The sequence below is a fragment of the Kaistia sp. SLG-1 genome, assembly GCF_059699055.1.
The window spans coordinates 4059927-4082238 of sequence record NZ_AP048544.1 but is presented as its reverse complement, the minus strand read 5'-3'; the positions used below and the strand labels follow the sequence as shown (position 1 = coordinate 4082238).

Genomic DNA, 22312 nt, shown 5'->3' with positions numbered 1-22312 from the left:
CGACCCGGCGCGGATCATCCCCAGAAATCAGGCGATCTCAAGCCGTTCCGCAGTTTTCCCGGGGTTCCATTGTCGCGCGTGCGTCACCCCATGGCGATCGCGGGCGCCGCGATCGCTCGTTGCAGCGCGGCCGGGCTCACGGCGAACAGCGCATGCGGCGTTCCCGCCGCCGCGAAGACGCGCTCGAACGCCAAAAGGTCGCGATCGAACCAGCAGGCGAGCCGGGTCGAATGGGCGAAAGGCGGAATACCGCCGATGGCGAAGCCCGTCGCGGCGCGCACGAACGCGGCATCCGGCCGTTCGATCGGCTCGCCGATCGTCGTGGCGACCTTCTTCTCGTCGACCCGGTTGGAGCCGGAGACGAGGAGGAGGATGGGCGCGCCGCTTGTCACGCCGCGAAATACCAGCGACTTGACGATCTCGCCGACCGAGCATTCGCACGCCGCCGCCGCTTCCTCCGCCGTGCGGGTCGAGGCCGGCATGACGCGGAGCGCGATGTCGAGGCCGAAGGATCTTGCCGCCTCGGCGACCCGGAGCACGGGGCCGGAAAGCTCGGTCATGGTCGTCCCCCTGTGAGCCCTGGCGCGCCCGTGGCGATCGGTAGATGCGCCGGGGCGTCGGATTTGCTAAAGACAGAGAGAAGATCGTCGCCCTGGTTCGGAGTCAACGGATGAACGACGCAAGCGGCAGGCGCGGGCCGGAACGCGGGTCGGCGTCCAACGTCCGCAATCTCGCCGACGCGATCCGCAAGGTCCGTCTGGCCGAAGCAGAGCGAGCCGATGTCGTGGTGGAACTGCGCGATACGGAACGGGCGCGGCTCGAGATGCTGGTCGAGGCGCTCGAGGGCGTCTTCGCCGAAGTGCCCGAGGGCGACGACCAGTTCGTCGCCGCCATCGATACCGGCAGCCAGCCGCGCTTCTGGATCGACATGACGGCCTTCGTCAGCATGGCGCGCGACCGCCGCACCTATCGCTTCCTGAAGGATACGCGGCTCGGCCGCACGGTCATCCTCGAGACGGCCGACCTCGACGACATGGCCGATTGCGTCATGCACTATGTCGCCGAGCGCGTCATCGAGCGCGAGCGGGCGCTGGAGGGCGACTGGCTGATCCAACGCGCCGCGCAGCAGGATGCGCGCCCCGGTCGCCGCACGCTCGGCCGCCAGGTGCCGGAATCGCAGCCCGTCACGCCGCCGCCGGCGCGCGCCAATACCGGCTGGATCGTCTCGGCCTTCCTCGGCGGCCTCCTCCTCGGCGTCATCGGCCTCTTCGCCTATGCCTGGGTGCATGTCGGCGGGTAGGGCTGGTCGTTTGATGAAAGGTGTCCGCTTCTTCATCTCTGCCTGAGCGAGAGGTGCGGTCGTGAGCGGGTGGTTGATCGATCGCCTGGACTATTTTCTCATCCCCAAAACTCGACCATCATCCTGAGGTGCCCGGCGACGCCGGGCCTCGAAGGAGGGTCCAGGGAACGCTCCCGTGATGGAGATCGCGGGACCGATTTTGTCCGCGAACCCGAGTGCTCCGCTGGACCCTCCTTCGAGGCTTCGCTTGCGCGAAGCACCTCAGGATGATGGTGGAGTGCAGCGGAGATCCGCGATCCGCACGGCCGAGGCTTCGGCTGCATGGATCCCGGGTCAAGTCCGGGATGACGGCGAGCGTGTTGCGCAGGCCGGCGGCGTGCCGGCGATGCCTACGGGAGGGAGCTACCCCACCTGCCGTTCGCGGATCACCTCGATGCCGGTGCCGGGTGCGCCGTAGCCGCGCTCGACGAGCGAGCAGCGCCAGTTGCCCGGCTCGCCCTCAATGCCGAACAGATTGTAGCGGCCGGCCGGCTTGTGGCCGCCGGGGGCGTTGGCGGCGGACGGCACGCCGATCACCGGCACGCGGCCTTCCGGCCCCTCGATGCTCTCGAAGCTGTCGATATGGGTGTGACCGTGCAGGATCAGCTCGGCGCCGACTTCCTTGATCAGGGCGCGGATGCGCCCGGCGCCGACCAGGCGCTTGTGCCAGGCCGTCGCCTTCTTGAACGGCGGATGATGGATCAGCACGACGCGGTAAAGCCCCTCGTCGCGGGCGCGGATCAGCATGTCGCGCAGGAGCGGCAGCGTCGAGGCCTCGACATGGCCTGTCGCCATGAAGGGCGCCGAGGCGCGGGCGCTCGAAACGCCGATGATGGCAGCGGGGCCGCGGCGGCGGAGATAGGGGAAGGTGACGCGGCCGAGCGGCGTGCCTTCGTCGCCGGTCACATAGGGCGCCCAGAGGGCCAGCGCCTTGGCGAGCGCGCCCGGCACATAGGCGTCGTGATTGCCGGGCACGAAGGAGACGTCGTGCGGCGCGCCGACCGCCTTCAGCCAGTCGCCGGCGGCGACGATCTCGGCGGGAAGGGCGATGTTGACGAGGTCGCCGGTGACGGCGATGTGGTCCGGCGTACGGGCGAGCATGTCCTCGATCAGCCCCGCCAGCACTTCGCCGCCGAGCGAACGGACGCGGTTGCGCCGCCAGTTGACGTAGCCGAGCACCCGCTTCGAGGCGAGTTCCAGCGTGCGCGGGCGCGGCAGCGGGCCGAGATGCGGATCGGAGAGGTGGGCGAGCACGAACATCGTCATCGGCTTAGCGAAGCCGGACGCACCCGTCCAGTTGCAACGCCGCAACCGGCATGCGGCGCATCGTCGGGATGGCCGCTGACCCCACAAAAGCAAACGGCGCCAACATGGGGCGCCGCCGGGCGGATCGGTCAGGTGATCCGCCGCATCTGAACAGCATATGGGAAACCCGATGCCGGCCTGCCAGACCGCCGGACGCGACGCTGCCATGTTTGTTCCGCATGCCTTATCAAGGCGGAGGCGGCGTTGCTGTCTTCCTATCGCAGCTCTTCCGGAACGGACCGATCGGCATGTATTCCCTTCTCGCTCGTCTTGGCGGCCTGGCCGCGCCGGTGCTTCGCGGCATGACGCTCGGCGTGCGCGGCGCCTGCTTCGATGCGGACGGGCGGGTCTTCCTGGTCCGCCATTCCTATACGCCGGGCTGGTATCTGCCGGGCGGCGGCGTCGAGCGGGGCGAGAGCGCGGTCGAGGCGCTGGCGCGGGAGCTGCGCGAGGAGGGCGGCATCGTGCTCGGCGCATCGCCGTCGCTCTTCGGCATCTACGTCAATCCGAAGCGGCGCCGCGACCATGTCGTCGTCTTCGTCTCGCGCGATTTCGACCGACCGGCTCCGCCCGCCTATCCCAACCGCGAGATCGCCGAGGCCGGCTTCTTCGATCCCGGCGCTTTGCCCGAAGCGACGACGCCGGCGACGCGGCGGCGCCTCGGCGAGATTCTGGACCGCGCGCCCCCCTCGGCGCATTGGTGATTGCCGACGCCGCCGACCCATGCTATGCGCGGTTCATTGCGTTCCGGAACCTGACATGACTCCGAGCCTTCTTCTGCGACGACGAACCGACGGCCGTGACTTTACGTCACGCGATGCCGTTCGACTGTTCGTCCCGAGGATGCGCCGCGATTGACGCCCGTGTCCGTCGGACAGTGACATGCCCTTCCGACGAGACGCCTCCCATGAAAATCGACTCCTTCACGGTCCTCTCCGAGCAGCCTGACGACGCCGCCGCGATCGAAGCCCTGCACGAGATCTCGTTCGGCCCCGGCCGTTTCGCCCGTGCCGCCTCGCTGCTGCGCGAGGGGGTGCCGCAGGATCCCGAACTTTCCTTCGTCGCCAAGAGCGGTGAGCGGTTGATCGGCTCGGTCCGGCTGACGCCGATCCGCATCGGCGGCCGGCCGGCGATCCTGCTCGGCCCGCTCGTCGTGGTGCCGGACTGGAAGGGCAGGGGCGCGGGCAAGTCGCTGATGCGGACCGCGATCGCCGCCGCCCGCGAGGCTGGCCACGCCGTCATCCTGCTGGTCGGCGACGAGCCCTATTACGGCCCGTTCGGCTTCGTCCGCCTGAAGCCCTACCAGGTCACCCTGCCGGCGCCGGCTGATCCGGCCCGGATCCTCGTCTGCCCGCTCACCGAAGATGCGCTGGAAGGCCTCGGCGGCGCGGTGGAACGGGCAGGGTAGGGCAGGCCTCGACTTTTCTCCAGCGAGACGCCTCCACCTCCGCCGTCATCCCTGCGAAAGCAGGGATCCACCACGGCCGTGAAGCCGATCGCGCGAGCCTCCCGGCGCCTCGGCTGCATGGATCCCGGCTCGGAGGCCGGGATAACGGCGAGCGTGGGCACGATGGTCCCGGCGCCCTGAAGCTGACTACCGCCCCTCGCGGTACCAGGTCGCGGCCATGACGCCGAGGAGGGCGGCGAGGCCGAGGAAGCCGGAGAAGAGCGGCCAGCGGTCGACACCCCGGAGCACCGAGGCCTCGGTCATGCGCACGCCCATCCAGTCGCGGCCCGACATGGCGCGGCCGGCCTGCATCGGCAGGATGCGCGGCGTTTCCAGCGTGCCGTCCGCCGAGGCCATGCGGGCGATATGGCCGCCGGTCGCCTGCACGACGGGCCCGAGTTTGTCGAAGGTCGAGATCACATCGGTGAATTCGCGCGGATTGGCGGGGCCGACATGGGCGAAGGCGCGGCGTTCGCCGTCCTCGACGCGCCAGAGGCCGATCTCGTCGGCCGGCATCTCGATCTGGAACCGGCCGGGTCCGGCCGGGGCGAGCGTCAGGGTCCGCGTTGCGCCGGAGGGCGCGATCACCGTCACCGGGCCGATCGTCTCCTGCATCGTCTGGCGCTCGATGGCGAGCGTGGCGCCGCGCGCCGTCGCCCGGAGCGCTTCCTCCTCCAGATCCGGCTCCTTCATCAGCCAGTGCGCGAGCCGGCGCAAGAGGTCGACATGCGGGCCGCCGCCCTCGAAGCCGCGGGCCCAGAGCCAGACCTGGTCGGAAAGCAGCAGCGCCACGCGGCCCTTGCCCTCGCGCTGCAGCACCAGCAGCGGATCGTCGTCGGCGCCCTTCATGATCACCTCGCCGTCCGGCTTGTCGACCTCGACCTGGCGGAACCAGCGGCTCCAGCGCGGCGGCTCCGAATTGGCGCCTTCGAGGCCCCTTGTCACCGGATGGCGCTGGCCGAGATCGGTGACGCGCGGGCTGAACGGCTTTTCGAGGACGCGGCCGGTGGGGGCCGCCGGCAGCACATCGGCGAGCGGCGTCGCATAGAGGCTGTCGTCGGAGGCGTAGTCCGGCCCGGAGGCGACGAGCAGCGCGCCGCCTTCGCGGACATAGCGGGCGATGTTGTCGAAATAGACCGTCGGCAGCACGCCGCGCTGCGCGTAGCGGTCGAAGATGATCAGGTCGAACTGGTCGATCTTGACCGAGAACAGCTCGCGGGTCGGGAAGGCGATCAGCGACAATTCGTTGATCGGCGTGCCGTCCTGTTTCTCCGGCGGGCGCAGGATGGTGAAATGCACGAGGTCGACCGCGGCGTCCGACTTCAGCAAATTGCGCCAGATCCGCTCGCCGGCATGCGGCTCGCCGGAGACCAGCAGGACGCGGAGATTCTCGCGGATGCCGTCGATGACGGCGGCGGCGCGGTTGTTGACCGTCGTCAGCTCGCCGTCGAGCGGCGCCGCCTCGAACTCGACGATGTTCTGGCCCGCATGGCTGATCTCGATCGGGAAACGGTTGAGCGCGCCCGGCGTCACCGTCTCGGTGGCGAGCGGCTCGCCGTCGCGGCTGATGGTGACGCGGACCGGCTCGTTCGAGGGCGCGCCCTGGTCGAGCACGGAATATTCGATGATCTGGCTCTCGCCGACGATGGCGAAGCGGGGGGCGGAGCGGATCACCATCTGGCGGTCGCGCTCGTCGTCATGGCCGGAAATCAGCGCGTGCAGCGGCGCGCCGCCGAAGGGAGAGCCGGCCGGCAACGGCACGTCATGCACCTCGCCATCGGTCAGCATGACCACGGCGCCGAGCCGCTCCGGCGCGACGTCGGCGAGCGCGGTGCCGAGCGCGGTGAACAGTTCCGTGCCGTCGACAGGCGCCGCGCCGGTCTTGCCGCCGGCCTCGACGGTGCGGATCTCGATGTTGCGGAGGTCGCCGAGGCGCTTCGTCAGCGCGTCGCGCGCGGCCTCGGAGGTCGCGGCGCGGCCGTCGAGATCCTGGCTGGCGCTCTTGTCGACAACGACGGCGACCACGGTCGGCAGCGGCTGGCGGTCCTCGGCCAGCAGCACCGGGCCGGCGAGCGCGGCGACGAGGGCGGCGAGCGCGGCGAGGCGGATCCAGGCGCCGCGCATCCGCCGGATGAGCAGCGGCGCGATGGCGAGCAGGCCGATGACGGCCAGCGCCGCCAGCCAGGTCAGCGGGATCAGCGGCGCGAAGGTCAGCGACCAGTTCACTGTCCAGCCCTCTTCACTGTCCAAGCCTTTCGAGCAGGGCCGGCACATGCACCTGGTCGGCCTTGTAGTTGCCGGTCAGCGTGTACATGACGATGTTGATGCCGGTCCGGTAGGCGAGCTCGCGCTGGCGCGGGTCGGGCGGGATGGTCGGAACCAGGAAACGGCCGTCCGGATCGGTCGCCCAGGCGGCGGCCATGTCGTTCTCGGTGATTAGGATCGACGAGACGCCGTCGCCCGGTCGGGCCGGGCGCGCGGCGGCCGCCGCGTGGTCCTCGGGCGGCGAGGCCTCGACCCAGAGCGGGCCGCCGCTATAGCGGCCGGGGAAATCCTCGAGCAGGTAGAACGCCTTGGTCAGCACGTGGTTGGACGGCACCGGCTCGAGCGGCGGGATGTCGAGGCCGGAGAGCATGGTGCGCAGCCGCTCGGCCGCCGGCGTGCCGCCGAAGCCCGTCGTGCCCGGCGCCCGCTCCAGCTCGTCGCGCGTGTCGAACAGGATCGAGCCGCCCTGCTTCATGTAGGCGTCGATCTTGGCGAGCGTCGCCGAGTCGGGCATCGGCGCGTTCGGGTCGATCGGCCAGTAGAGCAGCGGGAAGAAGCTCAGCTCGTCCTTGGCGACGTCGACGCCGAGCGGATTGTCCGGCTCCATCGCGGTGCGGGCGGAGAGCGCGCGCGACAGGCCGGCGAGGCCGGCCTCGCTCATGTCGTCGATCTCCTGATTGCCGGTCCGGACATAGGCGAGGCGCGACTTGTTGACGGCATCCATGGCGAACTGGTCGCTCGCCGCGTCGGCGCGGGCCGGTGGCGGGGCGAAGGCGTGGCCGAGCGTCAGGCAGGCGATGACGATTGCGGCCGCGCGCGGGCGCATCCGGAGGCCGCCATTCAGCCACAGCACGGCGAGCGCGTCGGCGATCAGGCAGGCGAGCGCCGCCAGAAGCAGGTAGGGCGAGAGATCGGTCGGCGCCGTCGTCGGATAGGGCCGGACCTCGGCATTGGCGATCGTCGCGGCCGGGTTGAAGGGCGGCAGCGTCGCGTCGGGCGCCAGCACGTTGACCGCCCGGAAGCCGTCATCGGCGCCGTAGAGCCCCGGCGGATGGTCGCGGCTCGGCGCCGGCAGCGGCCCGGTCGCCGAAAGCGGCCGCGCCAGCGGGTCGCTGGTGACGAAATGGCCGAAGCCGTCGAGCAGGCGATAGGGTGGCAGCGTCGCGGCAGTCGTCGCGCCCTCGATGTTGCGGGCGGCGTCGACCTGCGGCACCGAGGCGAAGGCGGCGATGCGGCGGAGCATTTCGACGAACGTCCCGGAAAGCGGCAGGTTCGACCAGCTCGCGTCGGCGGTGACATGGAACAGGATCAGCCAGCCCTTGCCGAGCGGCGCGGCGGTCACCAGCGGCGTGCCGTCGCCGAGAGCCGCCCAGGTGCGCGAGGGCAGATTGCCGTCCGGCTCGGCCAGGACCTGGCGGCGAACCTCGATATCAGGCGCGATGGCGAGCCCGGCGAAGGGGCTCTGCGCCGAGAAAGAGGCGAGCGGCTGCGGCGACGACCAGGAGAGGCTGCCGCCAAGCACACGGCCGCCTTCGCGCAGCCGCACCGGGATCAGCGTGTCGGTCTCGCCGCTGGCGGCGGCAAGTCGCGGGCCGGCGAAGCGCAGCAGCGTGCCGCCCGCCTCGACCCAGTCGGCGAGCTTCTGCTCGACGTCCGGCGTCAGCGTGCCGATGTCGGCCATGGCGATCACCGCCGCCCCGGCCTCGATCATCTGCGGCACGGCGTTCGCGGCGTTGGCGTCGCGCGGCTCGATGACGTCGGCGAAGGGCTGCACGGCGCGGGAGATGTAGTAGAGCGGCGACAGCAGCGGCTGGGCATTGTCGCTCGACGCGCCGGAGATGACGCCGATGCGGCGGCGCTTGAAGCGGTCGTCGAGCAGCTGCACCGCGCCGGCCGTCGCGCTTCCGGCGATCTCGACCCGGACGATCTCGTTGCGCAGCTCCGACGGCAGCGCGAAGGCGGCGTCGGTGCGCAGTTCGTCGGCCTTGAAGGCAAACGGAGCCTCGCCGATCGAGCGGCCCTTCATGTCGCGGGCGACGAGCGTGCCGGTCAAGGCCGGGCCTTCGCCGCGCAGGACCGAGAGCGTCAGCGCGTCAGCGGTCGCGACCGGGGCGGCGAGGCCGAGCAACGGCTTACCGTCCTTGCCATAGATCGTCACGGGGGCGCGGATCGCGGTCTCGAGAAAGCGCGAGAAATCGTCGGCATCCGGACCGCCGAGGCCGTTCGAGAGCCAGGCCACCCCCCCGAACGACGCCGAGGCGGCCGCTGTTTGCAGCGCCGTGGCGATGGCGCTGCGGTCGGTCGCATAGGGGCGCGGCACCAGAGCATCGAGGCGGGTGCGGATCGCGGCGCCGTCCGTCGGCGCGAATTGCTGGTTGGGCGGCTCGGCCGTGGCGATCAGGCCGATCGGGCGGCCGGAACGTTCGGCGAGCTCGACGATCCGGCGGGCGGTATCGATCCGCGTCGACCAGTCGCGCGCCGCTGCCCAGTCATTGTCGATGACGAGGAGGAGCGGCCCTTCGCCCGGCGCGCTCTCGCCGGTCGGTCGCCAGATCGGCGCCGCGAGCGCCAGGATGACGAGCCCGGCGAGCAGCAGCCGAAGCGCCGTCAGCCACCAGGGGCTACGCGCCGGCTGCTCGTCGCGCTTGGCGATCTCGGTGAGGATGCGCGTCGGCGGGAAGCTCTCCAGCCGGGGGCGCGGCGGCGTCAGCTTCAGAAGCCACCAGATCGCCGGCAGCAGCACCAGCGCGGTCAGGACGAGCGGGGCGCCGAAGGCGAGGGGAAGACCGGCGATCATGCCCTCCCTCCCTCGTTGACGCGGGCCGAGAGGCGCGCATGCAGCGCCAGCAGCGGCTCCGTCGCCGGCCGGTCGGTGCGGTGGGTCAAATAGCTCCAGCCGAGGCGGCGGCAGGTGGCGGCGAGCGTCTCGCGGCGGGCGATGAGCCGGTTGCGATATTCCTCGCCGATCTGCTCGGCGCGGCCGATCGTGTAGAGCGCGCCGCTCTCCGGATCGCGGAATTCCGTGCGCCCGGCATAGGGGAATATCTCTTCCACCGGATCGCGGATCTCGACCAGATGCGCGGTCGTGCCATGGCGGGCATAATCGGCGAGGCGCGCCTCGATCTCGTCGATGGGATCGAGGAAGTCGCCGATCAGCACCAGATCGGCGAAGCGGCCGAGCCTTGCTGCCGAGGGCAGGGCGGGTTGCGCCGCGCCGTCATAGATCGCCAGCGTTTCGGCCAGCCGTTCGGCGGCGTTGCGCGACAGGATGGGATCGCCGAGGCCGAGCAGACCGATGCGCTCGCCGGCGGCGGCGAGCAGGTCTCCGAGCGCGAGCAGGATGACGAGCGCGCGATCGCGCTTCGAGGCGAGCGCCAGCTTGGAGCGGAAATCCATCGACGGCGAGAGATCGGCCGAGAGCCAGACCGTGTGGGCGGCCTCCCATTCGCGCTCGCGGACATAGAGATGTTCGTCGCGCGCCGAGCGGCGCCAGTCGATCCGGCCGGGCGCCTCGCCGGTGACGAAGGGGCGGAACTGCCAGAAGGTCTCGCCGGGGCCGGCGCGGCGGCGGCCATGCCAGCCGGCCAGAACCGTGGTCGCGACGCGACGCGCCTCGACCAGAAGGTCCGGCAGGCTGCGGGCAAGGCTCTTGGCCTCGGCCAGAGTCGTGCCGACGTGACGGGATGTCGGCACGGTGGCGCGCGGTTCGGTCAAGACTTCACCCGATACGTGACTTGAGGGTCCCGATGACATCGCGAACCGAGAGCCCGTCCGCCCGGGCCGCGAAACTCAGGCTCATGCGGTGCTGCAGCACCGGCTCCGCCAGCGCGAGCACGTCGTCGACGGAAGGGGCATAGCGGCCGTCGATCAGGGCGCGGGCGCGGACCGCCAGCATCAGCGCCTGGCTGGCGCGGGGGCCGGGGCCCCAGGCGATCACGCCGGCGAGCTTGCCGTCGGAAATCTCGCCCGGCCTGGCCGAGCGCACGAGGTTCAGGATCGCCTCGACCACGCTCTCGCCAATCGGCAGGCGGCGGACCAGCTGCTGGATCGATTTCAGCGCGCCGGCGTCGGTGACGCGCTGCGCCACCGCGTCCGTCGCGCCCGTCGTCTCGAACAGCATCCGCCGCTCGGCGTCGCGATCGGGATAGAGCACGTCGATCTGCAGCAGGAAGCGGTCGAGCTGCGCCTCGGGCAGCGGATAGGTGCCCTCCTGCTCCAGCGGGTTCTGGGTCGCGAGCACGTGGAAGGGGCTCGGCAGGTCGTAGCGATGGCCGGCGACGGTGACGTGATACTCCTGCATCGCCTGCAGCAGCGCCGACTGCGTGCGCGGGCTGGCGCGGTTGATCTCGTCCGCCATCAGCAGCTGGCCGAAGATCGGTCCCTTCAGGAAGCGGAACGAACGCCGGCCTTCATCGTCCTGGTCCATGACCTCGGAGCCGAGAATGTCGGAGGGCATCAGGTCGGGCGTGAACTGCACGCGACGCTCGTCGAGGCCGAGGACCACGCCCAGCGTTTCCACCAGCTTGGTCTTGGCGAGGCCGGGCACGCCGACCAGAAGGCCGTGGCCGCCGGAAAGCAGCGTCACCAGCACCCGCTCGACGACCGTTTCCTGGCCGTAAATGACCTTGCCGATGGCGTCCCGCGCCGCCTTGACCGTCGCGACGGCGGCGTCGGCCTCCGCGATCGTGCGGCTCGGATCGACGTCTGCGATGGAGGTCTGATTGAACGCGCTCATATCGGCCCATATAGTTTCAGTTGCGGTCGCGACGAGGTTCGAGTGACTCGATCCTCTCACAATCTTCGCACGACCGGCATGGCAACGTCAGCCATGCGCGCAAGGATGAAGTTAGCATGTCAGTGATAAAGCAGGGCGAAACCAAGGCCGATCCGGATTCGGCGGACGGTTCGGCCCTCGCAGGCTTGATCGCCAGGGCCGGATCCCTCCGTGGCCCGGCCCCCGTGCATCTCTGGAACCCGGCCCATTGCGGCGCGATCGACATCCGCATCGATCGGGCGGGAACCTGGCACCACGAGGGCCGGCCGATCCTGCGCGAGGCATTGGTCCGGCTGTTTTCGACGGTGCTGCGCCGCGAGGCGGATGGCGGCTATGTGCTGGTGACGCCGGCCGAGAAGCTCGACATTCGCGTCGACGACGTGCCGTTCCTCGCGGTCGAGATGGCGGTCGAGACTTCGGAAGGCAGGCAGATCCTCATTTTCCGGACCAATGTCGGCGACGTCGTCACGGTCGACGCGGAGCATCCGCTGCGCGTCGCGGAGGATACGGATGGCGAGGGGCTCGTGCCCTATATCCGCGTCCGGGGCGGCCTCGAGGCCCGGCTGGCGCGGCCGCTCGTGCATGAGCTGGCGGATCATTTCGAACAGCGGGGAGGGGATATCGGCGTCGCCTCCGGCGGCCAGTTCTTCGTGCTGGGCCAGGTGAGCGAGGGCGCGTCGAACGATGGCGCCGAGCTCTCCGGCGGGGTGGTATCCGCGTGACCTCCCTGTCCGACGACCCGTTCCGTCCCGATCATTTCTTCAGCCGCGCGCGCCAGTTGCTGCGGCCGCTCGAATCGGGCCGCGAGGCCGGCGACAACAATGTCGTGATGAACCCGGAGTTCGTTCCGCCGCGCGGCTTCATGCCGCGTGACGCGGCGGTGCTGATCCCGATCGTCGAGCGCAGCAACGCCACCGTGCTGATGACGCGGCGGACGATGCAGTTGCGCAAGCACGCCGGGCAGATCGCCTTTCCGGGCGGCAAGATCGATCCGACGGATAGCAGCGCGGCGGCGGCGGCCTTGCGCGAGGCGCAGGAGGAGATCGGCCTCGACCCCCGCCTCGTCGAACCGATCGGCCGTCTCGATCCCTATATCGCCGGAACGGGCTACCGAATCATCGCCGTCGTCGCGCGCGTTGCGCCCGAATATCGGCTGGTCCTGAACCCCGATGAGGTCGATGCCGCCTTCGAAGTTCCGCTGTCTTTTCTCATGAGTCCGCAGAATCATCAGACAATCACCCGTGAATTTGATGGCGTGCGGCATTTGCTCTACGAAATGCCGTATGATGAACATCATATCTGGGGTGTGACCGCCGGGATTGTCCGGGGTCTTTATGAGCGGCTCTACCAATAGATGCTGAGATTTCTTGCCATCACCGTCGTGTGCTTCCTCGCACCTTTCATCGTCTATGCCGGCTGGCGGCAATTCGCGCCGGGGGCGGTGACGGGAGAGGTCTGGACCTACAGGGTATTGTCGCGCCTGTCGGCGATCGGCATCGCAATCGTGCTGGTTGCAATCCTGGGTCTGGTTTCCTTCTCCGGCGGCCAGGCGGGCAAGACCTATCATCCGGCTGAATTCCGCGACGGCGTGCTGGTTCCCGGAGGCTTCGATTGACCATGCCGGACTGCCGGGATGCGCCCTTCCTGGCCGATCCGCTCGTTCGTGACGTGCTCGCCTTCCTGTCCACGGAGGGCGAGGAGGCGCGGGTGGTCGGCGGCGCGGTGCGCAACACGCTGATGGGCCTGCCTGTCGCGGATGTCGACATCGCTACCACGGCGACGCCGGAGACCGTCATGGCGCGGGCCGCCGCCGCCGGGCTCAAGGTGGCGCCGACCGGCATCGAGCACGGCACGGTGACCGTCATTGGCCATCGCCACGTCGTCGAGGTGACGACGTTGCGCGAAGATATCGAGACGGATGGCCGTCGCGCCGTGGTGCGGTTCGGGCGGGACTGGCAGGCCGACGCCGAACGGCGCGACTTCACCATCAATGCGCTCTCCGTCGATCTCGAGGGCCGGCTCCACGATCCGGTCGGCGGGCTCGCCGACATCGCCGCGAAGCGCGTGCGCTTCATCGGCTCGGCCGACCGGCGCATCGCCGAGGACCGGCTGCGGGTGCTGCGCTTCTTCCGTTTCCACGCCGCCTATGGCGCCGGTGCGCCGGACGGGGAGGGGCTCTCGGCCTCGATCCGCGCCCGGCATGATCTCGGCGAGCTCTCGGCCGAGCGGATCGGCCAGGAAATGCGCAAGCTGGTAGTCGCCCCCGGCGCGGTGGCGACCGTCGCCATCCTGCAGGAGACTGGCATCCTGCCGCTGATCGCGGCCGGCGTCGGCGATCTCGTCGCCTTCGCACGGCTTCCGGAGTTCGAGCGGGAGCGGGGCGAAGCGCCTGCCGCGCCGCTCCGCTTCGCCACACTGTTCGGCCGCGTGCAGGAGGATGTAGACCGCGTCGCCGTGCGCTTCCGCCTCTCCAATGCCGAGCGCGGCCGGATGCGGCTGGCGCTGTCGGCGGGGGTGGAGGCGGCAACGACGCCGGTCGACGCCGATCACGCGACGCTGTACCGCCTGGGCCTCGACGCCTTTCTGGATGGTCTGGCGCTCGCCGGCGCCAAAGGCTGGCTTTCCGCCGACGAGGTTCTTTCGCGAGGCGCCGCGGCGCGAAACTGGACGATCCCGGCGTTTCCGCTTTCCGGCCGCGACGTGTTCGAGCTCGGCGTCGATCGCGGGCCGCTGGTCGGCCTTCTGCTCAAGCATATGGAGCGCGAGTGGATCGCCGAAGATTTTCGCGCTGATGCCGAGGCGCTGCGCGAGCGGCTGCGGGCCTTCCTCGAAAGCTACCGGCAGCAGCATCAACAACAGCAGCAGCAGCAGCAATAAAAAAGGGCCCCGTCGGGGCCCTTTTTCAATTCGGTATCCGGTGCGCCTTAGTGCGCGACGTTCGCCCAGATCTTCTTCTTGGCGAAATAGAGCAGGCCGGCGAAGACGATCAGGAAGATGATGACCTGAAAGCCGATGCGCTTGCGGGCGTCGAGATGCGGTTCCGCGGTCCACATCAGGAAGGCCGCAACGTCGCGCGAGTACTGGTCGACCGTCTCCGGCGAACCGTCGGTGTAGGTGACCTGGCCGTCGGAGAGCGGCGGCGCCATCGCGATGGCCGGACCGCTGCCGAAGCCGACATTGTAGTGCAGGCCGGGGCCGACTTCCGTGCCGGCCGGCGGCTCGCGGTAGCCGGTCAGCAGGCCGTGGATGTAGTCCGGGCCGCCTTCCTGGTACTGCGTGAAGATGTCGAGGACGAACCAGGGGAAGCCGCGCTCGACGGCGCGGGCCTTGGCCATCAGCGACAGATCCGGCGGCGCCTTGCCGTTGTTCGCGGCGGCGGCGGCCTGATGGTTCGGGAACGGCGACGGGAAGCGGTCCGACAGGCGACCCGGGCGCTCGAACATGTCGCCTTCGTCGTTCGGGCCGTCCTTGACCTGGTAGCCCTCGGCAACCGCCTTGGCCTGCGCTTCGGTGAAGTGCGGGCCGCCCGGTTGGGCCAGGTTGCGGAAGCTCATCAGCTCCATCGAGTGACAGGCCGAGCAGACTTCCTTGTAGACCTGGTAGCCGCGCTGCAGCTGGGCCGTATCGAACTTGCCGAACACGCCGGCGAAGCTCCAGGGCTCCAGCGGCGGCTTCTCGAGCGGGTAGTGCGGCGTGGCGTGCGCACCCTCTTCGGCGGCGCTCGCAGGGGCCGCCACCAGCGTCGCCGAAGCGACGCCGAGAGCGATGGCCAGGCCGTAGCGCGCGATTTTCTCGGACAGGGTCTTCATCATGATCGATCCGTGATCCTCTCGCGGCTTACTTGGTCTGCGGCGCGGCGGGCGCACCGGCGGTGACATGGGCCGCACCCTTGCCGAGAACCGACTCGGCGATCGACGCCGGGAGGGGCTTCGGCTTCTCGAACAGGCCGAGCAGCGGCAGGATCACCAGGAAGTGGAAGAAGTAGTAGACCGTCAGGATGCGCGAAGCGATGACGTATCCACCTTCCGCCGGACGCGAGCCGAGATAGCCGAGGCCGATCGAGACCAGCACCAGGATCCAGAAGAACTGGCGATAGAGCGGGCGGAAGTTGGCCGAGCGGACCTTGGAGGTGTCGAGCCAGGGCACGACGAACAGGACCGCGATGGCGCCGAACATGGCGATGACGCCGCCGAGCTTGTCCGGGATCGAGCGCAGGATCGCGTAGAACGGCAGGAAGTACCATTCCGGAACGATGTGCGCGGGCGTCACCAGCGGATCAGCCGGGGTGTAGTTGTCCGGATGGCCCATGAAGTTCGGCAGGTAGAACACGAACCACATGAAGACGATCAGGAAGACGACCAGGCCGAGCGCATCCTTGACGGTGAAGTAGGGATGGAAGGGCAGGGTGTCCTGGCTGGACTTGACGGAGACGCCGGTCGGGTTGTTCGAACCCGGCACGTGCAGCGCCCAGATGTGCAGGACGACGACGCCTGCGATCATGAAGGGCAGCAGGTAGTGCAGCGAGAAGAAGCGGTTCAGCGTCGGGTTGTCGACCGAGAAGCCGCCCCAGAGCCAGGTCACGATCGTCTCGCCGACGATCGGGATCGCCGAGAAGAGGTTGGTGATCACGGTGGCGCCCCAGAAGGACATCTGTCCCCACGGCAGCACGTAGCCCATGAAGCCGGTGGCCATCATCAGCAGGAAGATGATCATGCCGAGGATCCACAGCACTTCGCGCGGGGCCTTGTAGGAGCCGTAGTAGAGGCCGCGGAAGATGTGGATGTAGACGGCGATGAAGAACATCGACGCGCCGTTGGAATGGAGATAGCGCAGCAGCCAGCCGTAGTTGACGTCGCGCATGATGCCTTCGACCGACGTGAAGGCGAGCAGGGTGTGCGGCGTGTAGTGCATCACCAGCACGACGCCGGTGACGATCTGCGCCACCAGCATGAAGGCGAGGATGCCGCCGAAGGTCCACCAGTAGTTCAGGTTCCGCGGGTTCGGGAACACGATGAACGACGAATGGATGAGCCCGCCAAGCGGAAGGCGCGACTCAAACCACTTCAGGAAACCGTTTTGCGGCTGATAGGTCGATGGTCCGGACATGATCTCAAATTTCTCCCGGTCAGCCGATCTTGATCTTGGTGTCGCTCAGGAAGGAATAGACCGGAATGGCCATGTTCTCCGGAGCCGGACCGCCACGGATGCGGCCGGCCGTGTCGTAGGTCGAGCCGTGGCACGGGCAGAACCAGCCATTGTACTGACCCTGCTGGCCGAGCGGAATGCAGCCGAGATGGGTGCAGACATTGACCATCACGAACCAGTTTTCCTTGTCCGGCGCGGCGCGGTTGGCGTCGCTGGCAAGGGCGTCGGGCGCCAGGTTGGCGTTGCGCGCCGCCTGGTCCTTGAGCTCGCTCAGCGGGGTCTCGCGAGCGGCCTCGATTTCGGCCTGGGTGCGGTTGCGCACGACCACCGGCTTGCCGCGCCACTTCACGGTCAGCGAGTCGCCGGGCTGCAGCGCGGAAATGTCGACTTCGGTGGATGCCAGCGCGAGCGCCGACGCGTCGGGATTCATCTGATTGATGAAGGGCCAGACGGCGGCAGCGACGCCGACGGCGCCCACGGCGCCGGTCGCAATAAATAGAAAGTCGCGGCGGGTCGGTACTGCCGTAGCGGTTTCAGCCAAGATGATCCCCTCTCAGTCCTCGGAAGCGGGAGCTGCCGTCGTCCTCGACCGTATGAGTCCCGCATCGAAGCGTTGCGGGCCGCAGCCGGCCGAAATTGATGGGAAAACCGCCATGGTCCCCATCTGTCAGATTAGAAGCTGTTTAGCCACCGACCGCGAGGAATGTCCAGAGAGCGGACACAGGATGCGCACATTGTCGCGGGACGGCGGGTCAGTTCTGGCCGTTGCCGCGCGCGAGCGAGGAAAACCGGGTCAGCAAACGCGCGAATTCCTCGACGTCCCGCTCCGGCCAGTCGCGGAAGTGTTCGAGCAGCAGCACATGCTTGTAATTCCGTGCGCTGGCGACCAGCGACGCCCCCAGCTCGGAAAGTTGTAGGACGCTGCGGCGGGCGTCGTCGGGCGAGGCGACCCGCACCACGAGCCCGGCTTCGACGGCCTCGCGCACCATCCGACTCGCCTGCGACGGGTCGACGCCCATCTCCTGCGCCACGGCGCCGATCGAAACGGCGTCCTGCGCGTCCGGGCCGCTGCCGGCGATGGCGTGCAGCACCTCGATGAGGCCGGGATCGATATCGGCGCCGAGATCGGAGAGCACGCGCCGGCCGAGCGATTGCCGCGCCATGCTGCGCCGGATGCGGCCGAGCGCGGAATCGATCTGCCCGATGCCGTCGGCGCGGGCCGGCTCGCGCTGCAGCCGTTCCAGCGACTCAGCCCCCATGCGGGCGATCCGGCGCCGGGATTCGTCATCGGGCGTGTTGGTCATGGCGACAATCTAGCATCCGCCGGGCCCCTGCGCGCAAAGCCAATTCGGACCCGACGGAATGTCCTCTTGTTTTATATGCATGAGTCATGCATATATTTAATCAGGATCGCGGCGGTGGCCCTTCGGTCATCTCGCCGGTGGTCCGTCAACAGGAGACCGTCATGAACGAGCAGTCTGCCTTCCCCGAATCCGTTCCGACCCGCGCAGCCGCGGAAAATGCCTCGGGCCCGCGCTACCGCGTCGACAGCTTCATTGTCCCAGCCGCCAGCCGCGACGAGTTTCTCGCCCGCGTCCAGGACGCGCACGCTATCCTGCGGCAGCAGGACGGCTTCCTGCAGGACATGATCCTCGAGCAGCAGTCCGGGCCCGGCGCCTACAACATCGTCACGCTCGTCGAATGGGCGAGCGCCGAGGTCGTCGACCGGGTGAGCGAGGCGGTGACGAGGCGCTATGCCGAGATCGGCTTCGATCGCAACGCGTCGCTGGCGCGCCTCGGCATCACCGCCGATATCGCCACCTATGCCCGCATCCCGGCCTTCGGATAGCCCGGAGGGCGGGTAGGCGAGCGGCATGCGCCGCCGCTCGCCTACTGGCCGGTTCAGGCGCTCTCCAGGCCGAGGAAGCCGCCGGACTGGCGGCGCCAGAGGCTGGCATAGAGGCCGTTCTGGCGCAGCAGCGCCTCGTGGTTGCCGGTCTCGACGATCCGGCCCTGGTCGAGCACGATCAGGCGGTCCATCGCCGCGATGGTCGACAGGCGGTGCGCGATGGCGATCACCGTCTTGCCCGCCATCAGCTCGGCGAAGCTCTCCTGGATCGCCGCCTCGACCTCCGAATCAAGCGCCGAGGTCGCCTCGTCGAGGACGAGGATCGGCGCGTCCTTCAGCAGGACGCGGGCGATGGCGATGCGCTGCCTCTGGCCGCCGGAAAGCTTGACGCCGCGCTCGCCGACATGGGCGTCGAGCCCCGTCCTGCCCTTCGGATCCGAGAGGCCGGCGATGAACTCTTCCGCATGAGCCTGTCGGGCGGCGCGGATGACGGCCTCCTCCGGCGCGTCGGGACGGCCATAGAGGATGTTGTCGCGCACCGAGCGATGCAGCAGCGAGGTGTCCTGGGTGACCAGGCCTATCTGCTGGCGCAGGCTGTCCTGCATCACGTCCGAGACGTTCTGCCCGTCGATCAGCACCCGCCCGCCCTCGACGTCGTAGAAGCGCAGCAAGAGGTTGACGAGCGTCGACTTGCCGGCGCCGGAGCGGCCGACCAGGCCGACCTTCTCGCCGGGCTTGATGACGACGGAGAGATCCTCGATGACGCCGCCCGCCTTGCCATAGTGGAAGCGGACGTCCTCGAAGCGGATCTCGCCCTTCGCGGCGACGAGCGGCTTGGCGCCCGGCTTGTCGAGCAGGGCATAGGGCCGGGCGATCGTCTCCAGGCCCTCCTGCACCGTGCCCATCTGCTCGAAGATGCCGACCGCAACCCACATGATCCAGCCGGACATGTTGGTGATGCGGATGGCGAGGCCGGCCGCAACGGCGATGGCGCCCAGCGTCAGCGCATCGAGCGACCAGAGCCAGACGGCGAGCGCGCCGGTCGCCGTCACCAGCAGGCCGTTCAGGGTCGACACCGTGGCGTTCATCGCCGTGATCAGCCGCGTCTCGTCCTTGAAGGCGGCCGTGTGCTCGACGAGCGCCTCCTTGGCATAGTCGTCCTCGCGCTCGGGATGGGCGAACAGCTTCACCGTCTGGACGTTGGTGTAGCTGTCGACGATGCGGCCGGTGAGCTGCGAGCGCATCTCCGACATGATCGTCGAGCGGTCGCGGATGCGCGGCACGAACCAGGCGAGCGTCACGATATAAGCGGCGATCCAGAGCAGCAGCGGCATGGCGAGCCGCCAGTCCGCGCTCCAGAAGATCACCAGCGCCGAGCCGGCGAAGATGGTCACGAACCACAGCGCGTCGATGACCTGCACCACCGATTCGCGCAGCGCCGGGCCGGTCTGCACGATCTTCGAGGCGATGCGGCCGGCGAAGTCGTTGGCGAAGAAGGTGATCGACTGGCGCATGACGTAGTGATGCGTCTGCCAGCGGATCAGATTGGTGAAGTTCGGCGCGATGGTCTGCTGGTTGATGAGGTCATGCGCCACCGACGCCACCGGGCGGGCGATGACGATGACGAACGCCATCCAGAGGAAGGTCGTGCCGTAGTCGGCCATGATTTCGCTGGGGCTCGTCGACTTCAGCAGATCGACGATCGAGCCGATGTAGCGAAGCATGGCGATCTCGATCAGCGAGACGACGAGGCCGATCGCCATCAGGATCAGCAGGAATGGCCAGATCTGCCGGCAGAAACGCCAGTAGAAGCCGAGCAGCGTGGCCGGCGGCATGCTGTCGTCATGGCTCTTGAACGGATCGATCAGGGATTCGAAATAGCGGAACATGGGAACGTCCGGAGTTCTATGGCGGGACCGCGCCTCGGATTGCGCGGCGGAACGAACGGATGGGGCGGCGCGCGTCTCCGGCGGGAGAGGGGCCTTGGTCCAGGGATCGTGGGGAGCCTCGAAGAGCGGCGAGCCGGGCCTGCCGCGTTCAGGCAGGTCGGGGGCTCGGTCTATCGGGGCAGGGCAGGGTCAGGCGGCGGCGAAGGCCATCTGAACAAGGCGGATCCCGGACCGGATGTTCATGGGAACCAAATCCATCCAACCCTCCTGGATCTGCGTTGCGGCGCATGGCGCGCGGCAACTGGTGCGATGCCGCCCTTCATAGACGCAATCGGCGCGTCGATCTGCCGGGAATGCGGATGCCGCGACGTTTCGGCGTCACTTGTTGCGGAAGTGCGACAGTTTGTCCGGCGGGACGTTACTCGGCGGCGATCTCGTGCGGCGCCTGGTCGCCGATGAAACCGCCGGACTGGCGCGCCCAGAGCGAGGCGTAGAGGCCCTGCGCCGCCAGCAGCTCCTGATGCGTGCCGGTCTCGACGATGCGGCCCTCGTCCATGACGACGAGGCGGTCCATCGCGGCGATGGTCGACAGGCGATGCGCGATGGCGATCACCGTCTTGTTCGCCATCAGCCCTTCCAGCTGCTCCTGGATCACCGATTCGATTTCGGAATCGAGCGCCGAGGTCGCCTCGTCGAGCACGAGGATCGGCGCGTCCTTGAGAAGCACGCGGGCGATGGCGATGCGCTGGCGCTGGCCGCCGGAGAGCTTGACGCCGCGCTCGCCGACATGGGCGTCGTAGCCGGTGCGGCCGCGCGGATCCGAGAGGCCCTCGATGAACTGGTCCGCCGCCGCTTGCCGAGCAGCCGCCCTGACCGCCGCGTCGTCGGCATCCGGCCGGCCGTAGCGGATGTTGTCGCGCACCGAGCGATTGAGCAGCGCCGTATCCTGCGTCACCACGCCGATGGCGGCGCGCAGCGACCCTTGTGTGACCGTCGAGATGTCCTGGCCGTCGATGCGGATCGCACCGCCCTCGAGGTCGTAGAGGCGCAGCAGCAGGCTCACCATCGTCGTCTTGCCGGCGCCCGAGCGGCCGACCAGGCCGATGCGCTCGCCGGGCTTCACGGTGAGGTTGACCCCGCGAAGCACGGGGGTCTTGCCGCCATAGTTGAAGACGACGTTGTCGAAGGCGATCTCGCCCTTGGACACGATCAATTCCGGCGCGTCCGGCTGGTCGGTCAGGCCATGCGGGCGGGCGATCGTGCGCATGCCGTCCTCGACCGTGCCGACATTGTCGAAGAGGCCGGTCAGCGTCATCATCACCCGGCCCGACATGACGGTGAGGCGCATGACGAGGCCGAGCGCCACCGCCGTCTCGCCGGCGCTGATCGCGCCGCGCATCCACAGCACCACCGCCGCCGCGCCCGTCGCGCCGATCAAGAGCGCGTTGGTGAACTGCATCAGGATGGAGAGGGTGGTGAGCAGACGGTTCTGGTCGAGCATCCGCCCGGTCTGCTCGGCGATCGCGGCTCTGGCGGAATCCTCCTCGCGGCCGTCGCGGGCGAACAGCTTCACCGTCTGGATGTTGCCGTAGATGTCGGCGAGCTTGCCGGTCAGGAGCGAACGCGCCTCGGAGGCGGCGGCGGCGCGCTTGCGCACGCGCGGCACGAAGACATAGGCGAGGACCGCCAAAAGCAGAACCCAGATCGCCAGCGGCACCGCCATCAGCAGGCTGACATCGGCGAAGATGAAGAAGGCGGAGACGACGAAGACGGAGATGACCCAGAGCGCGTCGATCACCTGGGTGATCGACTGCGTCAGCGCCGAGCCGGTCTGCACGATCTTGGTGACGATGCGGCCGGAGAAGTCGTTCTGGAAGAAGGAATAGGACTGGCCGACGACATGCAGATGGTTCAGCCAGCGCACGCGGGCGGTCAGCGCCGGCGGCAGCGTCTGGTTGGAGAGAATGGTCTGGATGGCGTTGACGAGCGGCCGCAGGACGACGACGACCAGCGCCATGCCGGCGAGCTGCCAGCCATGTTCGGCGAAGAAGTTTCCGGGCTGGCCCGAGGTCATCAGGTCGACCAGCCGGCCGACATAGGAATAGATCGCCACCTCGGCCAGCGACACGGCGAGGCCCGCCGCCATCAGCGCCACGACATAGGGCCAGACGGGCATGAGGAAATGGCGATAGAAGGCGAGCAGCCCCGTCGGCGGACTGTTCTCTTCCGTCGTGAACGGATCGATCAGATGTTCGAAGTAGCGGAGCATTCCCGTTCCTGTATCACCCTTGCCTGTATC

The 22312-nt window shown here is 68.7% G+C and carries 20 protein-coding genes; 8 read left to right on the top strand and 12 right to left on the bottom strand.

Translation table 11 applies throughout. The annotated features are described in order from the left end of the window. Positions 1 to 83: 83 nt before the first annotated feature. Positions 84 to 560: a YbaK/EbsC family protein gene (locus tag AC6HZP_RS18895; RefSeq protein ID WP_497524089.1), complete on the bottom strand. Its 477-nt coding sequence runs from the start codon at positions 558 to 560 to the stop codon at positions 84 to 86. A 110-nt stretch (positions 561 to 670) separates the two neighbouring features. Between AC6HZP_RS18895 and AC6HZP_RS18890 the strand changes: the two genes are divergently transcribed. Beyond that, positions 671 to 1300 (top strand): hypothetical protein, encoded by a 630-nt coding sequence (locus AC6HZP_RS18890; RefSeq protein ID WP_201400550.1) that lies wholly within the window; start codon positions 671 to 673, stop codon positions 1298 to 1300. A gap of 402 nt (positions 1301 to 1702) precedes the next feature. Here the strand turns inward: AC6HZP_RS18890 and AC6HZP_RS18885 are convergent, their stop codons facing one another. Further along, the gene (locus AC6HZP_RS18885; protein WP_497526826.1) at positions 1703 to 2599 is read right to left on the bottom strand and encodes a metallophosphoesterase family protein; all 897 of its coding nucleotides are present in this window, start codon (positions 2597 to 2599) and stop codon (positions 1703 to 1705) included. A gap of 293 nt (positions 2600 to 2892) precedes the next feature. On the opposite strand from AC6HZP_RS18885, the gene AC6HZP_RS18880 reads away from it, so the two are divergent. Both AC6HZP_RS18880 and AC6HZP_RS18875 read left to right on the top strand, forming a co-directional pair. Then, the gene (locus tag AC6HZP_RS18880) at positions 2893 to 3348 is read left to right on the top strand and encodes an NUDIX domain-containing protein (RefSeq protein ID WP_497524088.1); all 456 of its coding nucleotides are present in this window, start codon (positions 2893 to 2895) and stop codon (positions 3346 to 3348) included. 203 nt (positions 3349 to 3551) lie between these two features. Then, positions 3552 to 4052, top strand: coding sequence for a GNAT family N-acetyltransferase (locus AC6HZP_RS18875; protein ID WP_497524087.1), 501 nt, complete (start codon positions 3552 to 3554; stop codon positions 4050 to 4052). Between the two features lie 186 nt (positions 4053 to 4238). Here AC6HZP_RS18875 and AC6HZP_RS18870 read toward each other — a convergent pair whose 3' ends face one another. The 4 genes from AC6HZP_RS18870 to AC6HZP_RS18855 are packed head-to-tail and all read right to left on the bottom strand — an operon-like array spanning position 4239 to position 11091. Beyond that, on the bottom strand, positions 4239 to 6317 hold the full coding sequence (locus AC6HZP_RS18870) for a hypothetical protein (RefSeq protein WP_497524086.1): 2079 nt from the start codon (positions 6315 to 6317) through the stop codon (positions 4239 to 4241). A gap of 13 nt (positions 6318 to 6330) precedes the next feature. Further along, complete coding sequence (locus AC6HZP_RS18865; RefSeq protein WP_497524085.1) at positions 6331 to 9153, bottom strand: DUF4159 domain-containing protein; 2823 nt, start codon at positions 9151 to 9153, stop codon at positions 6331 to 6333. Continuing rightward, the gene (locus tag AC6HZP_RS18860; protein WP_497524084.1) at positions 9150 to 10070 is read right to left on the bottom strand and encodes a DUF58 domain-containing protein; all 921 of its coding nucleotides are present in this window, start codon (positions 10068 to 10070) and stop codon (positions 9150 to 9152) included. The genes AC6HZP_RS18865 and AC6HZP_RS18860 overlap by 4 nt, the downstream gene beginning before the upstream one ends. 4 nt (positions 10071 to 10074) lie before the next feature. After that, a complete protein-coding gene (locus AC6HZP_RS18855) occupies positions 10075 to 11091 on the bottom strand; it encodes an AAA family ATPase (protein WP_497524083.1) in 1017 nt (338 codons plus the stop codon). Between the two features lie 116 nt (positions 11092 to 11207). Here AC6HZP_RS18855 and AC6HZP_RS18850 point away from each other — a divergent pair, with 116 nt between their 5' ends. Genes AC6HZP_RS18850 through AC6HZP_RS18835 form a run of 4 tightly spaced genes read left to right on the top strand, consistent with a single transcriptional unit; the run spans position 11208 to position 14007 of the window. Further along, complete coding sequence (locus AC6HZP_RS18850) at positions 11208 to 11852, top strand: DUF1285 domain-containing protein (protein ID WP_497524082.1); 645 nt, start codon at positions 11208 to 11210, stop codon at positions 11850 to 11852. A 5-nt stretch (positions 11853 to 11857) separates the two neighbouring features. Further along, a complete protein-coding gene (locus tag AC6HZP_RS18845) occupies positions 11858 to 12484 on the top strand; it encodes a CoA pyrophosphatase (RefSeq protein ID WP_497526825.1) in 627 nt (208 codons plus the stop codon). Further along, positions 12485 to 12745 (top strand): DUF6111 family protein, encoded by a 261-nt coding sequence (locus AC6HZP_RS18840; protein ID WP_201400540.1) that lies wholly within the window; start codon positions 12485 to 12487, stop codon positions 12743 to 12745. A gap of 2 nt (positions 12746 to 12747) precedes the next feature. Continuing rightward, on the top strand, positions 12748 to 14007 hold the full coding sequence (locus AC6HZP_RS18835) for a CCA tRNA nucleotidyltransferase (protein WP_497526824.1): 1260 nt from the start codon (positions 12748 to 12750) through the stop codon (positions 14005 to 14007). Between the two features lie 47 nt (positions 14008 to 14054). Here AC6HZP_RS18835 and AC6HZP_RS18830 read toward each other — a convergent pair whose 3' ends face one another. The 4 genes from AC6HZP_RS18830 to AC6HZP_RS18815 form a co-directional block, all read right to left on the bottom strand. Beyond that, positions 14055 to 14939, bottom strand: coding sequence for a cytochrome c1 (locus AC6HZP_RS18830; protein ID WP_497526823.1), 885 nt, complete (start codon positions 14937 to 14939; stop codon positions 14055 to 14057). A 28-nt stretch (positions 14940 to 14967) separates the two neighbouring features. Next, the gene (locus AC6HZP_RS18825) at positions 14968 to 16236 is read right to left on the bottom strand and encodes a cytochrome b (RefSeq protein ID WP_497524081.1); all 1269 of its coding nucleotides are present in this window, start codon (positions 16234 to 16236) and stop codon (positions 14968 to 14970) included. 19 nt (positions 16237 to 16255) lie between these two features. Continuing rightward, the gene (gene petA / locus AC6HZP_RS18820) at positions 16256 to 16816 is read right to left on the bottom strand and encodes a ubiquinol-cytochrome c reductase iron-sulfur subunit (RefSeq protein ID WP_201400537.1); all 561 of its coding nucleotides are present in this window, start codon (positions 16814 to 16816) and stop codon (positions 16256 to 16258) included. A gap of 211 nt (positions 16817 to 17027) precedes the next feature. Beyond that, positions 17028 to 17579, bottom strand: coding sequence for a MarR family winged helix-turn-helix transcriptional regulator (locus AC6HZP_RS18815; protein WP_497524080.1), 552 nt, complete (start codon positions 17577 to 17579; stop codon positions 17028 to 17030). A 161-nt stretch (positions 17580 to 17740) separates the two neighbouring features. On the opposite strand from AC6HZP_RS18815, the gene AC6HZP_RS18810 reads away from it, so the two are divergent. Beyond that, positions 17741 to 18124, top strand: a complete 384-nt coding sequence (locus AC6HZP_RS18810) for an antibiotic biosynthesis monooxygenase (RefSeq protein ID WP_497524079.1) — start codon at positions 17741 to 17743, stop codon at positions 18122 to 18124. Between the two features lie 53 nt (positions 18125 to 18177). Here AC6HZP_RS18810 and AC6HZP_RS18805 read toward each other — a convergent pair whose 3' ends face one another. Together AC6HZP_RS18805 and AC6HZP_RS18800 are read right to left on the bottom strand one after the other, a co-directional pair. Beyond that, positions 18178 to 20013: an ABC transporter ATP-binding protein gene (locus AC6HZP_RS18805; RefSeq protein ID WP_497524078.1), complete on the bottom strand. Its 1836-nt coding sequence runs from the start codon at positions 20011 to 20013 to the stop codon at positions 18178 to 18180. A gap of 418 nt (positions 20014 to 20431) precedes the next feature. Then, positions 20432 to 22282 (bottom strand): ABC transporter ATP-binding protein, encoded by a 1851-nt coding sequence (locus AC6HZP_RS18800; protein WP_497524077.1) that lies wholly within the window; start codon positions 22280 to 22282, stop codon positions 20432 to 20434. Positions 22283 to 22312: the final 30 nt, after the last annotated feature.